The sequence below is a fragment of the Ignatzschineria sp. 22MB058224 genome (assembly GCF_058188435.1).
On sequence record NZ_CP187366.1, the window covers coordinates 2,072,472 to 2,088,842 of the forward strand.

Annotated in this window: 14 protein-coding genes; 2 read left to right on the forward strand and 12 right to left on the reverse strand. The window is 36.2% G+C overall.

Going from position 1 to position 16,371, the window contains the following annotated elements; all coding sequences use genetic code 11:
* Positions 1-167: 167 nt before the first annotated feature.
* The gene (locus tag ACPF7B_RS09125; RefSeq protein WP_490505495.1) at positions 168-1,226 is read left to right on the forward strand and encodes an LPS O-antigen chain length determinant protein WzzB; all 1,059 of its coding nucleotides are present in this window, start codon (positions 168-170) and stop codon (positions 1,224-1,226) included.
* A gap of 86 nt (positions 1,227-1,312) precedes the next feature.
* Here ACPF7B_RS09125 and glf read toward each other — a convergent pair whose 3' ends face one another.
* The 10 genes from glf to ACPF7B_RS09175 all read right to left on the reverse strand — a co-directional run bounded on the left by glf (position 1,313) and on the right by ACPF7B_RS09175 (position 12,180).
* Positions 1,313-2,458 (reverse strand): UDP-galactopyranose mutase, encoded by a 1,146-nt coding sequence (glf, locus tag ACPF7B_RS09130; RefSeq protein WP_490505496.1) that lies wholly within the window; start codon positions 2,456-2,458, stop codon positions 1,313-1,315.
* 16 nt (positions 2,459-2,474) lie between these two features.
* The gene (locus ACPF7B_RS09135; RefSeq protein ID WP_490505497.1) at positions 2,475-3,389 is read right to left on the reverse strand and encodes a glycosyltransferase family 2 protein; all 915 of its coding nucleotides are present in this window, start codon (positions 3,387-3,389) and stop codon (positions 2,475-2,477) included.
* Positions 3,386-4,219 carry a LicD family protein gene (locus ACPF7B_RS09140; protein WP_490505498.1) on the reverse strand — a complete coding sequence of 278 codons (834 nt, stop codon included), beginning with the start codon at positions 4,217-4,219 and terminating at the stop codon, positions 3,386-3,388. The genes ACPF7B_RS09135 and ACPF7B_RS09140 overlap by 4 nt, the downstream gene beginning before the upstream one ends.
* A gap of 8 nt (positions 4,220-4,227) precedes the next feature.
* Complete coding sequence (locus tag ACPF7B_RS09145; protein WP_490505499.1) at positions 4,228-5,562, reverse strand: Gfo/Idh/MocA family oxidoreductase; 1,335 nt, start codon at positions 5,560-5,562, stop codon at positions 4,228-4,230.
* Between the two features lie 27 nt (positions 5,563-5,589).
* Positions 5,590-6,570 carry a glycosyltransferase family 2 protein gene (locus ACPF7B_RS09150; RefSeq protein ID WP_490505500.1) on the reverse strand — a complete coding sequence of 327 codons (981 nt, stop codon included), beginning with the start codon at positions 6,568-6,570 and terminating at the stop codon, positions 5,590-5,592.
* A 9-nt stretch (positions 6,571-6,579) separates the two neighbouring features.
* Positions 6,580-7,656: an EpsG family protein gene (locus ACPF7B_RS09155; protein WP_490505501.1), complete on the reverse strand. Its 1,077-nt coding sequence runs from the start codon at positions 7,654-7,656 to the stop codon at positions 6,580-6,582.
* Positions 7,657-7,658: 2 nt separating this feature from the next.
* Entirely contained in the window at positions 7,659-8,867 is a 1,209-nt protein-coding gene (locus ACPF7B_RS09160) for a CDP-glycerol glycerophosphotransferase family protein (protein ID WP_490505502.1), read from the reverse strand.
* On the reverse strand, positions 8,857-10,104 hold the full coding sequence (locus ACPF7B_RS09165; protein WP_490505503.1) for an oligosaccharide flippase family protein: 1,248 nt from the start codon (positions 10,102-10,104) through the stop codon (positions 8,857-8,859). Before ACPF7B_RS09165 ends, ACPF7B_RS09160 begins: the two co-directional genes overlap by 11 nt.
* A 3-nt stretch (positions 10,105-10,107) precedes the next feature.
* A complete protein-coding gene (locus tag ACPF7B_RS09170; RefSeq protein WP_490505504.1) occupies positions 10,108-11,388 on the reverse strand; it encodes a sugar transferase in 1,281 nt (426 codons plus the stop codon).
* A gap of 126 nt (positions 11,389-11,514) precedes the next feature.
* Positions 11,515-12,180 (reverse strand): DUF1345 domain-containing protein, encoded by a 666-nt coding sequence (locus tag ACPF7B_RS09175; RefSeq protein ID WP_490505505.1) that lies wholly within the window; start codon positions 12,178-12,180, stop codon positions 11,515-11,517.
* 286 nt (positions 12,181-12,466) lie between these two features.
* On the opposite strand from ACPF7B_RS09175, the gene ACPF7B_RS09180 reads away from it, so the two are divergent.
* Entirely contained in the window at positions 12,467-13,780 is a 1,314-nt protein-coding gene (locus tag ACPF7B_RS09180) for a CitMHS family transporter (protein WP_490506526.1), read from the forward strand.
* 578 nt (positions 13,781-14,358) lie between these two features.
* Here ACPF7B_RS09180 and queG read toward each other — a convergent pair.
* Together queG and coaD are read right to left on the reverse strand one after the other, a co-directional pair.
* Positions 14,359-15,429: a tRNA epoxyqueuosine(34) reductase QueG gene (queG, locus tag ACPF7B_RS09185; protein WP_490505506.1), complete on the reverse strand. Its 1,071-nt coding sequence runs from the start codon at positions 15,427-15,429 to the stop codon at positions 14,359-14,361.
* A gap of 27 nt (positions 15,430-15,456) precedes the next feature.
* The gene (coaD, locus tag ACPF7B_RS09190; protein WP_490505507.1) at positions 15,457-15,969 is read right to left on the reverse strand and encodes a pantetheine-phosphate adenylyltransferase; all 513 of its coding nucleotides are present in this window, start codon (positions 15,967-15,969) and stop codon (positions 15,457-15,459) included.
* Positions 15,970-16,371 lie beyond the last annotated feature (402 nt).

Sequence of the window (16,371 nt, forward strand, 5' to 3'; positions counted from 1 at the left end):
GGGCGCATTATAGCTTAAAAAGAAGAAAAGTTTTTAATTGTCATGATGGTTGAATTCATTTTACATTGTTATTGTATGCGTCATGGGGACGGGGTAGAATAATGCGCAATTGATTAATTGGAAAAAAAGTATCTTGTTTTTTATTTTTTTATAAAGGGTCTGTAAGCATGGCGAATAATAATGACTTTTCAAATATCTCGAACAGAGTAGAAACTGATGAAATCGACTTGTTCGAATTGTGTACTAACTTATGGAAAGAAAAAGTCTTAATTATTGTTATTACAGTTGTATTTACTATTTTCGCAGTTGTGTATGCGCTATTAGCAACTTCTGTTTATCAGAGTACGGCAACAGTCTTACCGCCAAGAGAGAGTGATTTAATAGTATTGAATCCCCCTTATGATGGGACAAAATTAAAAACTATCGCCCCAAATGATGTGTATAGATATTTTACACAAGAGTTGGAGTCTAATACTTTTAGAGATCAATTTTATGAAGAGGTATTTTTCCCTTCTTTAACAGTTGAAGAGCAAAGCCAAGCGCCAGAAGCATTACGAAAAAAGCTGAATAATATGGTGAAGGTAGATACGAATATTAAAGATTCCCCCAGACGTGAGGTGACAGTGACGTTCCCCGAAGATGCTCAAAAGGCTCAAGCGTGGGCAAATTTATATATCACTATGGCGGGAGAGAATACAAAAGATAAAATCCTCCATGAACGTAATTCGGAATTAAATAATATTATTGAAGGGCTAACAAAATATATCGAACTTCTTCGTGAAAAGGCAGAGAATGAGCGAGTACGAGAAATCACTCGCTTGGAGGAAGCCTATAATATTGCGCAAGCGGTGGGCATTGTTGAGCCACAAAAGCCAGAGGGAAAGATCACCTCGGAAGGGGCAAGCTATGTCGATCGTAATCTACCCTATTTACGGGGGACAAATGCTTTGGGAGCACAAATTTCTGCATTAAAAGCACGAAAGGATAATGATCCCTTTATTGCTCAGCTACCCTCTCTTATAGAGCAATTGAGTTTCTACAAATCGCTCAGCTTTTCTCCAGAATATTTCTCAGTTTATACATTTGATCAACCTGCAAAAATCGCTGACTTCCCTATTAAACCCAATAAAAAATTAATTTTAGTTATTGGTTTCTTGCTTGGGGGGATGGTTGGTATTGTTATTGCTTTACTTAAAGTAGCGATTCGAAATCGGAAAAGATTGTAATTGAAATATGGGGTTCAGAAGTAAAAAAGTCGCTTTTAACAAGCGACTTTTTTTGTGTATTGTGATTTGTTGGTAAGTTTACGTTTTTATAAGACTTGTTCAAAAAAAGAAGGGATCTCTTTTTTTTCATTAGTAAGTTGTATAAATTGACGGGCGACTTTTAGTGCTTCTGCAATCGTTACATCCATATCTAAATATCGATAGGTTCCTAATCGTCCGACAAATGTAATCCCTTTTTCTTGATTTGCTCTTTCAACATATTTTTGTAGCAACTCTTTTTCTTTTACTTGGCGAATTGGATAGTAGGGAATATCTTCAGGTTCGCACTCACGACTATACTCTTTATAAATTACCGTTTTTTCATGATTCTCCCAAGGGGAGAAGTACTTGTGTTCAGTGATACGAGTGAAAGGCTTACTGTTATCACAATAGTTCATGACAGCACATCCCTGATAGTCTCCTTCATGATTTTCTTTTATAAAATCTAAAGTCCTATAAGGTAAACGGCCAAATTCATAGTTAAAATAGCCATCTAATGTTCCTGAATAGAAAACATGATCATACTCGACAGCTTGAGATTTTTTGAACTCGGTATTGAGATGAACAGTAATATTATCGTGATCTAAAATACTCTCTACAAGTAAGGTATAACCATGTTCTGGCATCCCTTGATATTTATGGGAAAAGTAATTGTCATCATAGTTAAAACGAACAGGTAAGCGTTTTAAAATACTTGCCGGAAGTTCTGCTGGACTCATTCCCCATTGTTTGATGGTGTAGTATTTAAAAAATCCTTCATATAACTCTTCACCTAAAAATGCTAAGGCTTGCTCTTCAAAAGTTTCAGGATTAGTAATACTGCTATCCCCTTTTTGAGCAATAAACTCCTTTGCTTCATTAGGGGAAAGTGTTTTATTAAAAAACTGATTAATTGTAAGTAGGTTAATAGGTAAAGAGAAAACGCGATTACCAGTAACAGCTTTAACTCTATTTACGTACGGCATAAAAGTACTGTATTGATTCACGTACTCCCATACCTCTTTATTATCTGTATGAAAAATGTGAGGCCCATAAACATGTAGCATCACATCTGATTCTGCATCACGCTCAGTATGGCAGTTACCTGCAATATGATTGCGAGATTCAAAAATAGTAACTTTATGGCCTGCTTCAGCTAGTTCACGAGCAATAACAGCGCCTGAGAATCCAGCGCCTACAATAGCAAAATTCATAAAAAATCCTTTAATTTTAAGATGGCTTATATTTGTCATTTGCAGAGAAATCCGCTTTTAATGCATGTTTAAATGCATCAAATAACATTGGTAAAGATTTGGCTTTGCCTGTTACAAGAGTATGAGCAGTCACTAACATAAATATTAACCATACTCTAATATATGCAATTGCTTTATTTCCATAAGTTAATTGTACATAAAAGAAGTTACGGTACATAAAATAGCCTTTCCAACCACTTAAAGCGCGACTTTGTACAAATGGAATCTTACGTTTCATTACTGCTTGTCGCACGCAGATAATTTTAAAACCTGCCTGTTGAGCTCGTAAAGCAAAATCTAGATCATCGTAAAATATAAAAAAACGAGGATCAGGAAATCCTATCTTTGCAAAAACATCCCTATGAATCATAGGTCCTTCAAAAGGAATTGTTTTTAGCTCTACAGTTTCCCAATCTTGTTTAATGTCTTGTACAGTATTTTGTTTAGGGTTTAATCGCGTGATGCTATTTATTTCGTAGTCTGTTCCTGAAATTTCAGCACAGCTACCATCCATATTAATCCGCATAGGTTGTAAAATCGCAGCTTCATCTTTATGTTTAATTAAGTTTTCTAAACAATTTGGATCTAGCTCAACATCATCATCTGCTAACCATATCCACTCATGTCCCTTTTCATAAGCTAGACGGCTTCCATACTCAAAACCACCTGCCCCCCCTAAATTAGCTCCTGTATTATGGTAGCTGACTTTAATAATATCTTGATATTTCTTAGAAAAATCGGATACTAGTTGGGCTGTATTATCACTAGAATTATTATCTATTACATAAATTATGGATGGTAATACTGTTTGCTTTATCGCGGAATTTAACATCTCCATGAGTAATTCACTTCGATTAAAAGTAACGAGAACCAAGGCTATATCTTCTTTCATGAATCTACTTTAACTCCATTAATGCTAATAATTTTCTCTACATGTTTGGGAATTCTATCTCCTTCAGGAGGAAGTTGCATATAATCCCCATAGATAGGTCTTAGCCAAGCATCCGCATCTTCTATTGACCAATACTGACGGCCCTCAAATTCATAAAGCTTTCTTTTTTGAAAAAGTGTTTTTGGCGCTAACTCTTTAACCCCCCAGGCTCCATGAAGATTTGCAACATATTGTTTTTTACCTCCAAATTCACCTATTTTTTCAGATAAACTTAAGAGAAGATTAAAAAAAGGTCTAGGTATAAGAACAAAAATATAACTAATTAGATTAAAGAGAGTTAAATAAAAGGAGCTATATTTTTTTCTTGAATAGGTTCTCTCTTTGAGTTGCAATAAAGTACGGGCTATGTTTACTATTTTGAAGTGTGCTTTCTGTGAAAATTTAGAGTTAAAAGTATCTCTAAAACAAAATATATCAATAAATATGCCAGCAGTAGTATTTGAGTAGAAGCCTTCATCAATAATAATTTGAGCATTCTCTAATCTAGCTATAGGCAGAGTTACGCTTTCAGGTTGGTGGGATTTAAAAGAACGATATCGCAGTTGAAGAGGAGAAGGGAAAAAATTTTTTAGTCTCAATAACTTATTAAAGTCTTTTTGGGGCATAATTATATCGATATCATCATCCCATGGGATGAATCCTTGATGTCTTATTGCTCCTATTAATGCCCCCCCAATTAGATAATATTTAAGATTATTCTCTTCACATATCCTATGAAACTCGTCCATTGCTAATATTAAAGCATCTCTAACTACATCATTATTTTTCATTTCTTGCTCTATTTTTCTAAGTTTAGAAGTTCTTCTATTACTGAAGTAATAAATAATGAATCGTTATGTGTTAATTTATAGCTATATTGATTTTGATGAATCATTTTTATAAATTCAGCAAGCTCGTATCGAAGCCCATCACCATCGAATTGATAAAAGAACTTTTTATTTTGATTCATATCTTCAAATCTTAATTCAAAGCTCTCTGTAAGCCACCATGGGGCGGGAACGTATATATAGCCTCTAGTGCCAGAGATAACTAAGTCACCTTCAGACTTCACGCCAAGCCCTACTTTTAAAGAGGCTATCGCATCATCATATATTAAGCTTACTTTTGTGAATAAATCGACTTCACTTTCACCGTAGTGTGAGAATAGATGCTTATCTTTTACGTCATAGCCCAATAGTTTTGCGATTGCTAGTAATGGGTAAGTTGCCAGTTCTGTAATACTCCCTCCTGCTTCATCTTTTTTAAACTCTCTATAGGATGTATTGTCATAGAGCTTAGTAAAGGTCGCATCTACATTTACGATCTTGCCAATTAAGCCACTTTTTGCAATAGCAATGAGCCGTTCAAATCCTGGTGCATAGGCTGTTTTAATAGCTTCTGTAAATATAAGATTCTTTTTACTTGCAATATTAATGAGCTCATTAAGCTCAGCTACTGATAATGTAACAGGCTTTTCACATAGAACATGTTTGCCCGCATTTAGAGCTTGAAGAGCATACTGATAGTGTGTTTTATGTGGGGTTGCGATATAAACAGCATCGATTTTATTTAGAAATTCGTTGTAATTCGTTTCATAAAAGTAGAGTTCATTTTCTTCAGTAAAAAGCTTTAGATTTTCTTCGGAGCGGCCAAATACGCCTTCAATATTAACGCCACTTACAAACCTGGATTCTTTTATAAAACGGGAAGCAATTCTCCCAGCACCAGCAATGCCGAGTTTCAATATTCCAGCTTCTTTGTTGCGTAGATGAGTGCTCGAGATCCCCTTCGTTCTCTCTAAATAGACGACTTCGGCGTACTCTTTTAGGTAATCAAATTTGCCATACCAGTCGGAGCCAATAGCGAAAATATCTATATCATACTTTTGAATGTCATTAATTTTTTGGCCGACATACTCTTCAACAATAATTTCATCAGCCAAGCCACTTGCTTTAACGTTTTCAATTCTTTCTATTAGGGATTGTTTAACATTGAGTTTTCCTCGAGTTTTGTCATAACTATCGGAAGTAACCCCAACGATTAAGTAGTCTCCTAACTGTTTAGCCCTTTCTAAGAGTCTATAGTGCCCTTCGTGAAATAAGTCATAGGTTCCATAAGTAATAATTCGTTTCATGTTTAATTGCTACCTTAAATTAATAAACTATATTTTAAACCAGATACTGACAATTTTATGGTAAAGCTTTGGGGAAATCTTAAATAATAAAAGGGCAATGCCTACTTTTGGATCATCCTTTACTATTGAGATGATATTTTTAAGAGTAAAAAAGCGTGGCTCTATTTCTGTTATAAGCCTTTTAATATCTTCGTTATAGTTTTTGGAGTATCGTGCTAAGTGAGTAGCACAATAAAAAATAAAGGTTTTTAAGTAGGTGTAAACTATATATGCTTCATACTGTTTGTATAGATTATTTCTCTTAATAAACTGAAATTGCTTGTTTTTAATCGCTATGCGGTCATGTAAATAAGAAGGATGAACATCTTTAGATAATGACCCAGGCCTTTGAAGATAATTATATAATTCGTTATCTATAGAGATGATTTTTTTATTAAATAAGAGTCTAAAGGTTATATAAACATCTTCATGTGTCTTGATATTCTCATTAAAGCGAATCTTATTAAATAAGGAGTGTTTAAAAAGCTTATCGCATACAAAATTAAAAACTGTATTTTTTGAGATTAAAAAATCGTTCTTAGTGTTATAAGCCTCTAAGTTGCTTTTTTGATTTTTTAGAATATTGCCATTCATATCTATATAATTCATATTAAAAATACAGATATCAGCTTTATTTGAGGTTATTTTTTGATAAGGCTTTAGTAAAAAATCAGGCTCAACCCAGTCATCACTATCCACAAAAGCGATATAGTCTCCACGTGCTCTATCTAATCCAAAATTTCTAGCAGATGCTAATCCTCCATTTGGTTTAGAAACAAAAATAAAGCGCTCATCACCCTCAACGGTAGATTTACCAATTTTAATAGAGTTATCTGGTGAGCCATCATCTACAACAATGCACTCAAAGTCGGCAAAAGTTTGATTTTGAATGCTGGTGAGACATTTAGCAATATATTGTTCTACTCCATAAACTGGAATTATTATAGATATTTTAGGTTTATTAGACATAGTGAAAGTTTAGTTAGAAGTAAAAATAGAAAGTAATAGTCGCCTGTAGTCATATAAGTTGTAAATTGAATATGCAGCTAAACTACTTAGGTAAACGAGAAGGAAGTATTTATTAAAGCTATTTCTAAAGTACAAGAATTGATAAGAGATATACACGGTAAATAACAATATATAGAAGCTAGCCATTCGATTAAAAAGAGTGTAATAGGAAAAAAATAATCCTAAATATAGTGATATTAATATCAAAACTATATAAATAGGATAGTTTGAAATCCTTCTGGAAAGGATTAGGTATATAAAGGCAATATAAATGGGAAGTCTAGTAATTACAAAATCCCCAATGATGCCATTAAGATTTCTTTTTTGAATGTAAGCAGCTCCCCACTCGCCGGTTAAGCTTAAATATTGTCCATGGTAGAAAGGCAGGTTTCTTAATAGAGTTTCGAGATTTGATAGTACAACAGTTACTACATTTGTTCCTAATAAGGCAATAATGCTTAATATTATTATTGGTTTGCAAAAATATTTAATAACGGGGAAAAGTAAAGGAATTATTACAATAAAACTTATGGCAATAGCAAAAGGATGAATAAAGAAAGCGAAAATTGATCCAATTATAAAAAAAGTTATTTGTCTACGCGTATATAGCTCAAAAGTAATATAAATTAACAGGGAAGTGGCTAGTTCACTACGAAGACCACTGGTTAGACCTATAAAATTTATTGATAATAAAAAGGTTATTAAGATAAAAAATAAAGTTGATAGTTGGATTTTTTTGGTATTGTTAGCAATAAGCTCTTGGAAGACTATAAAATATAAAAAATACCCAGCGAACACTATACTCGCAGGAATAAAATGTATTGAAAAACTTAGGGATTGAGTTATCCAAGCATAAATATCAAACAAGTAATAGCCCATTTTGCTATTGGGGATTACTTCGCTGAAATTTAAGCTACTTATGCTTTTGATTCTTTCAAAATGACGGTACAGGTCGTATTCAAAAGGAGGGGATACAAGAAAAGCAAGTAACGCAAATATACTTGCAACCAAAATAAAGAATGGTTTAGAAAATATTTGTTTATACATCTTTATTTTAATATTGAGTTTAGGAAGTTATGAAATCTTTTTGTTGCTTGCCCATCATCATAAAAGCCTATATCTTTCGTGAAGATTGAAAGCTTCTTTTCATATTGTTCTATATCGAACATTTGAATGTTCTTGATGAGTTGTGGTGTGTTTTTTGCTATAGAAAATGGAAGCTCTTCTAATTTGAAATAAAAACCACGTTCGTCGGAGTAGTGATGTATGTCAGATGCATAGATAAATGTTGGCTTTTGTGCTAATGCAGCATCGAACATACAGCTAGAGTAATCAGTAATTAACATATCGCTCCCTAATATCAGTTCTTGTAGATCAGGATAAGTAGTTGCATCTATTACCTCGGAATTAAACAGTTCTTTTAAACTAATGTTTTTTAAATTTGGATGCATTCTTGTAATGAAGACCCACTTGTCTGATGTGGAGGTTGTAAGAGTATTTAGTAAATTGGACACATCTATATTATAAGCAGTTAGGGAAAGATCTTTTCTAAAGGTAGGTGCATACAATATGATTTTAGCATCGGAAGCTAATGCAAAATGATCTCTAATTTTTACTTTATATATGTCGGTATTATTGAATAATAAGTCATTTTTCGGATATCCAATATTTTTTACTTCCCCCTTATACCAAAAGGAATTTTTATACAGAGTGCTAAAAAAACTAGAGTTTGAAATAATAAAGTCTGCAAGTTGTGAATCACGTTTTGCTTTAGTGATATATCTGCTACTTAAGCTTTCTGTAGGAGCATCTGCTTCAATTTTTTTGAGGGGCAGAGTACCATGCCACATTTGGATATATATTTGATTTTTTCTTTTTAAGACATCAGTTAATATTCGACAGTTATCGATCCAAATACGTGATGTTGCCATGTGATATATATACTGTAGAGATTTATATTTTACTGGTTTTACTACTTCTGGTAGAGAATGCTTTTTGTAGTATTGTTCATTTAAAACCCATAGTATTAAATAGTCTGTGTTGGCATTGATAAGCTCATCCACTATATATTTACCATTATCCCCAAAGTCAGAGCCATAGAAGCTATTAATTATAATTTTGTGCTTTTTTACAGGAAATACTCTACACAGGGTAAATAGGAAATAGTAAATATATTTTCTGAAAAGAAAGTAACTGTTTTTGATAAAGGATAATAGTAAGGGATAATTCTTTAGTGTTTTTTGAAGTCTATTTTTCATGGAAGTTCACTGTTTTTTTGATTAAATCTTTAAACCATAGAAAGCGTAATAAAAATGTAATAGATTCGGTTATTAAAATCGAGCAAGCGATTGTAATAGGGGTAATTTGGCCGCTTACTAATAAGATAAGCAGAAAAAAGATCTGAAAACTCCCGCTAATAATCACGCTTTTATTGGCTAAATCGACTCTCTTTAATCCCGCAAAGGCTGGGTATCCAAAACAGATGGAGAAAAAGGCCACATAGCCCGAAATAATGAAGATGCGTAATATTGTTTTTGAGGCGATAAATTCAGCCCCGAAAATAATTCTTAACACATCTTCCGCAAAGATAAATCCAATTAACGCGGGGATGAACATTATCCCCGCTATTATAATAACGAAGCGAAGCAGTAACTTTATATTGCCGGTATTAGCCATATAAGGATAGAGAGCTTGGCTAAAAGGATTAATTAGTCGTTTAAAGGCGCCATAAAGACGCTCGCTAGCCCCATATAAGCCAACCTGTGCTGGTGCAACATTGTTGGAAAGAACAATTACGCTCAGGGAAGAGGAGGCAGATAACGCTAGCCGAGATAAAAAGAATTGGCTACTATGCCCTAAAGTCAATTTAATAAGGCGAAGAGAGGGGCGAATTAACCTAAAGCCCTCTCTATAAATTAAAATATTCGCAAACAGTACAGCTAAAAAAGTACTAGCAGCATGGCATAAAAGTGCAATATCGTATTGGTGGCTCTCTTTTACAAAAAGAAAGATAAAGATAACGTAAGAGAAGCGAGCGACAATGGTGGAGTAGGTCATTAGCTTCATCTTCTCTATGCCCTGAAAGAGCCAGGTTGATTGAAAAGCCTGAAAAAATACAGTGCTAAAAATAGCCGCTAAAGCTAAAGAGGTATATTGGGCAAAAAACAAAAGGTAGATGCTAAGTAATATAAAGACAATGGCTATTAGCCCCATCTTTAATAAGTAGATAGAGGAGATAATTTTAGAGATGTAACGAAGGTTACTCTGTTTTCGGGAGATGAGATAGGTTGCCGATAGATTAAAACCAAAATCAGTAACAATATTGGCGAGCGTTGTTAAGCTTAATGCCGCTACCATTAAGCCAAAACCATCCGCCCCTAAAATTCGTGATAGATAGGGGAGAACAATAAATGGCGCAATATAAGTTACTAATTGCACAATTAGTAGTGCAGAAGTATTTTTAAATAAACGATGCTGAATGAGATGTTTAAGCATGTGTTACCTAGCCCCAAATCCTGTCAACATCGTTCTAATGGTCTTCAATACAATAAGAATATCGAGCCAGAGGGAGAAGTTTTTAATATAGTAGAAATCATGTTCGAGCTTGATGCGTGTTTCATCGGCATCGGCTGCATAGCCTTGTGTCACTTGTGCCCAGCCGGTAATACCGGGACGAACCACGTGGCGGTAGGCATAGAAAGGGATCTCTTGCTCAAATTGCTCAACAAAGGTGCGCTGTTCTGGACGCGGGCCAATGAGGCTCATATCCCCTTTAAGAATATTAAAGAATTGAGGCAGCTCATCGATACGTGTTTTCCGAATAAACTTCCCAACACGGGTAACACGCATATCGTTTGCCTGTGCAAATTGTGCGCCGGACTTTTCTGAGTCTTGACACATCGAGCGAAGTTTATAGACGGTAAAGTCTCTATTCCCTAATCCTACGCGCTTTTGGGTAAAGAAGATGCCACCTGGGCTTTCAAGCTTGATGATAATGGCTGTCATCGCAATAATTGGGAGCCAGAAAGGGGCGGTAATGAGGACTAAGAGAATCTCAATCACTCTTTTAACAAGTTCATAAATCGGAGAAGGGTAGAGTGTACCGTATATATTTTCTGAAATGTAATCGAGCCTAACTCTGCCAGTAACCTGTTCGATAAATTGGCGCGAGTTATAAACAGGAATACGCGCTAATGTACATTCTGCTAAAAAGCGTTGCCATTCTGCTGGCATAGGTGAGTGTAAATCTGCGATAACTGCATCATAACGGCGACCTTCTAAATTGGGTTCATCCAGTAATGTTGTAAGGATATTATTCTGTTTTGTTAAATCCGGTGCATGTCCAAAGGGGATAATGGCGAGCTTAGGTGTATAGTAACGGCGTGCCAGGTAGTAGCCACCAATCGCCCAGAGATTAGCTAAAAAGTAAGAAGAGGCCAAAATACTACGTGCATATTCAGCACGGAGAAAGAAGAGAATCGCAATCACAATGAGCCAACTGCCGGCAATCATCGGGAAGATATAGGCCATATTACGCGCGCCAGGGAATTGGTGCATCTTTCTCAGGATAAAAAATGCGGCCAAAAAGGCGATGCTATTGGCATAGAGTGTATTGGTATTGGAATTGACTTGAAGAGATAAACTATCCACCAAGCCACCATAGCGGAGCCACTGCGGTAGAATCACAATTAAGAGATAGCCGATGACGATCTGAAACCAGAAGTTAAAGATAATGACTTCATACCAGCGTGAATGGCGACGATGATAGTTATGTGACACGACTTACCTCAGTGTTATTCTTAAGGATGCTACGAAAAATTATTGGCTATGATACTTTAAATTATGTTTTTTTGCGACCAGAGTTCTTAAGTATGGGTATTTTCCCCTTGATGGAGAAATATGGATCTAAAACAAACTTGCTGAAATATTAATACAGAGCCCCAAAATCGTCATATTAAAGAGAAATGAAATGATCGATTGCAGGAGTACCGCACGCCGCATGGGAGTAGAGGATATTTCAATATCTGCCGTTTGGGAGGCAACGGCAATGGTAAATGCAAAATACATAAAGTCGGAGTAGGTGGGGAGCTCAAGTTTTTCAGGAAAGAGGAGCCAAGGTTTTTCAGGCACCGGATTCCCATAAAAAAGGTGCGCGTAATGCATGGTATAACCCATAGGGATCAGTAGCCATGAGGAGATGAGCGTTGATGCTGTTAATAGATATTGTAAAATTTTATCCCGTCCTGTCAGGTCATCATGCCCACCGAGTCCAAAGAAAAGCGTCAATAAACTTGCACAGCAACCAAGAAGTAGAAAGAAGAAAACCATTTTTGCGCTCTCATCTTCTTCTTGGGTAATCTTGCGAATATCTTCACCACGGTGAAAATGGATCTTTTGAAGTAAAAATAGTAGATAGATCCACGAAAAGATATTCCATCCTCCGATAAAGCTCGTAAATACCGTATATTTCGTCATGAAAAGTAAAAAAGCAATGATGGCGAGAAATAGAGAAAACACAAAACGAAAACGAGTATGAAATGCGTGGTGAATAACGTGGAAAGTCCAATGCATAATAATCTCTTATAAAAATAAAGCTGACGTTAAAAGTCATTAAAATAGACTTAGATAACTAATAATGTAGACATTATACTCAATAAATTAATATCCAATAAGGTTATTTCATAACATTTTTATATAAAACGCAGTGAGAAACATGGCTGGTGAAGCCTCAGTCAAATGTGTGAGCTGTATTATTTTTTAACAACGACTTGGTGTTATTTGATAATAGTTGTTCGCCTATTCATTCTCATATATAACTAAAGATTCAATTTATAAATGTATATTAAGTATTAAAAAAATAAAAAAGGAGTTTGGAGTGTTGAGTTTAATAGGGTTTGCAACAATTATAACAATCGTAACTTTGTTGATTCGAGGAAAGGTTATTCCTATTGTCGCTTTAACGTTGATCCCGATAATAGGTGCTTTAGTCGCTGGTTTTGGAATGGAAGAGATTGGGGGATTTTTTAAATCGGGTCTGGGCTCTGTCATGAACGTTGTGGTGATGTTTATCTTTGCCATTATCTTTTTTGGAATTTTGCAAGATGCCGGGCTGTTTGATCCTTTAATCAATAAGATGATTCAGCTAACCCGAGGTAATATCATCACCATCTGTATTGGCAGTGTTGTAATCGCCGCAATTGCCCAGCTTGATGGTTCAGGAGCTTCGACATTTTTAATTACGATCCCAGCATTGTTGCCTCTTTATAAACGAATGCGAATTAGTCCTTATTTGCTTGTTCTACTCATTGGCGGGAGTGCGAGCATTATGAATATGATCCCTTGGGGCGGCCCGTTGGGGAGAACCGCAAGTGTCCTAGAAATGGATGTGACAGAACTATGGCGCCCATTAATCCCTGTTCAAGCAGTGGGAATGATACTGATGATAGGATTAGCGACTATTTTAGGAATCAGAGAGAAGCGTCGTATTGCCACATTGCCAGCCTTATCAAGCCATGAGGATCATGATGAGGTTATTGAAAATATTCAAAACTTTAATCTTGGCTTATATCTATTTAATTTGATACTCACGATCGCTATTATAGCGGTACTTGTTATGGGCATTATTCCCGCCGGATTTGCGTTTATGATTGGTGTAGCAATTGCATTGCCTGTTAATTTTCGCAGTATAAAACTACAAAATGAATGTATTAAACGCCATGCTCCCAATGCGTTATCGATGGCCTCTATTATTCTTGCAGCGGGTGTCTTTTTAGGTGTCTTAAATGGAACTGGAATGCTGATATCAATCGCGGAAGATTTAATTAAAATTATGCCTGAATTTATGGGACGCTATATTCATCTCATTATTGGATTTTTAGGGCTTCCGTTTGATCTATTGTTGAGTACGGATGCTTACTATTTTGCCTTGTTGCCAGTTGTTGAACAAATTGGGACCACTTATGGAATCGCGCCGACTTCAACCGCATATGCAATGATTGTGGGGAATATTGTCGGAACGTTTGTAAGTCCTTTCTCTCCAGCACTCTGGTTGGCGTTAGGCTTAGCGAATATTGAAATGGGTAAATATATCCGTTATGCATTTTTTTGGATGTGGTTAATCGGTATTCTCTTACTAGTTGCTGCGATAGTGATGGGCATTGTACAGGCTTAATTCAGTAATATTGATCGCTCTTAAGGGTCAGATAAGACCTTAAGAGCTTTGAAATATTTAGGAAAAAAGTTCTTAGAATGTTAGCTTTGATAAAAGCAATTTTTCATTTTTTAAGTTATCTTGTTATAAGTTAGACATCACGCCTGCCATGCCTCTGAATTAATTTATTTTAATTTATGCACAAATGAGCAGGTTTTTTTGTTTTTGGGATTATTTAAAAATCATCTGAATAAGCCGTTTTTCTCCAAACCTAAAAAATCAGTGCTAGAGTTGGTTGATCAGTGGGAATGGCGAGGTTTCATTATTGAGGACAGAAAGCACTAGTCGTTATCTAAATCATATGTATTGCTCATCACTTTCACTTGTGGAATAGCGTATTTGGATACTCCAATATTTTCTATATACAGTGAACCCTCATTTAGGATGGGCGATACGATTACATTATTTGTTAGAGAAATATCCTAACGTATCAAGAAAAGTAATGAGAATACCTGAGGATTGGTATTCAGATCCCTTTTGGGAATCAGCTTTTATTGAAGAAAACTAAGCTTTTTGAGAGGGGCCGATGAGGAAATAGATCAATTATTTTTTCCATTCTGCTCTTTAAGCGCCCATGCGACATGTTCTCTCACTGCTTCATCTTCAAAGCTCTCTTTTGCTTTCAGTGCCGAGATATTCTCTTCTGAATAGGGGCTATTGCCGATACCGATGGCGATATTACGGAGCCATCTTGCGTAGCCGAGCCGGCGGATGGGGGAGCCTTCTGTTTTGCGGAGGAATTCTGCTTTTGTCCAACTAAAAAGCTCTAGGAGTGTGGAAGAATCGAGCTTGTGGCGGGGGAAGAAGTCTCGAGTTGTGAGATCGATCGCAAAGCGATTCCACGGGCAGACGATTTGGCAATCATCACAGCCAAAAATACGGTTTCCCATCGCGGTGCGATACGCTTCTGGAATGGGGCCAAAATGTTCGATGGTGAGATAAGAGATGCATTTGCGAGCATCGATCTTAAAGGGGGAGACAATCGCATCTGTGGGGCAGGCTTTGAGACAACGAGTACATTGGCCACAATGATTGGTGATCGGCTCGCTGGGGATATCGATCCGTTTTGAGAGTAACAATTCGCCGAGAAAAAAGAAGGAGCCTCTCTTTGGGTGAATGATCATGGTATTTTTTCCAAAGAAGCCGAGGCCCGATTTTTGGCTGAAGGCGCGTTCTAATACCGGTGCGCTATCTACAAAGGCACGAAATTCAAGGCCGGGGATCTCTTCTTGTAACCACTTTCCCAATTTGGTGAGCATATTGCGGAGCACTTTATGGTAATCCCGCCCGAGGGCATATTCTGCAACATAGGCGTGGTTGGGATCTTCTAGGCGCGCTTTGGCATCAATCTCTGGGTTAAAGTAGTGAAGTTGCGCGGTGAGCATCGATACAGTGCCGGGGACGAGGAGATCTGGGTGGTAGCGTTTCTCCCCATGTTTATACATATAATCTAAATCGCCATGAAATCCCTCTCCGAGCCATTCGATAAAGTAATCCCGATTTTTACCAGAGTCGATATCGGCGCTAGAGAGTGCATTGATACCAAGCTCCGCAGCTTTTGTTTGTAAGCGAGTAATAAATTGGGGCGATGGGTAACTCAGATCATTCATAAGAGATAACGATAGTGTCCAAATGAATTAGATAATACCTGAGTGCTCCCGCTCATGATATTTTTTCTCTAACGCTTCTCTCACATAAGGATGAACAATTGCACTCACGTCGCCACCAAGCATTGATGCTTCGCGGACCATCGTCGATGAGACAAATGAGTATTTTTCACTTGGTGTTAAAAAAATGGTTTCAATTTTTCCATTTAGGTGGCGATTTAAGCTTGCCATTTGAAATTCATATTCAAAATCAGATACTGCGCGCAAGCCACGCACAAGTACTTTACTATCGATGGAATCCATAAAACGGACCAGTAGATCATTAAAGCCAACGACCTCAATATTTTTATGTTCTTTAAAGATCGTGGTTGCCATATCAAGCCGTTCTTCAAAAGTGAAGAGTGGTTTTTTCTTAGGGCCACTAATCTTTGCAACAGCAACGATTAATTTAGGGAAGATACGAGCCGCTCGAATAATAATATCCGAGTGCCCATTCGTAATGGGGTCAAATGTTCCAGGATAGACAGCGGTTGATTCACTCATAACAATCCTTTTAGTATCTACGAGTCTCTATATTGATAGATCCATCTAATCTCTAGATAGTAACTGATTTTTATTTTCTTTTCGAGTTCAAAGACTTCGCTATCAGTAAATAGTTATTTGTCTCGTAAATCAATTGCTGGATTAGATTCAATTCCTTTTAAAATATGTGATAAATCAAAATCATCAGGGCCATCTTGGCAATCAAAAAGTGAGTATTCGGGACCTCGATGATTGTTTCTTATACCTCACCAATTGGCTAATCCATTACTAAAATTACGTCCTTTTTGCGATATCGAGAATGCAAAAGATATTATTATGTATGAAAAAAATGAGTTTTAAATTATTTTAAATGTAAATATATTTTTATCAGTTTCTCTTTATAAAGAGAAAATTCTATAAGGC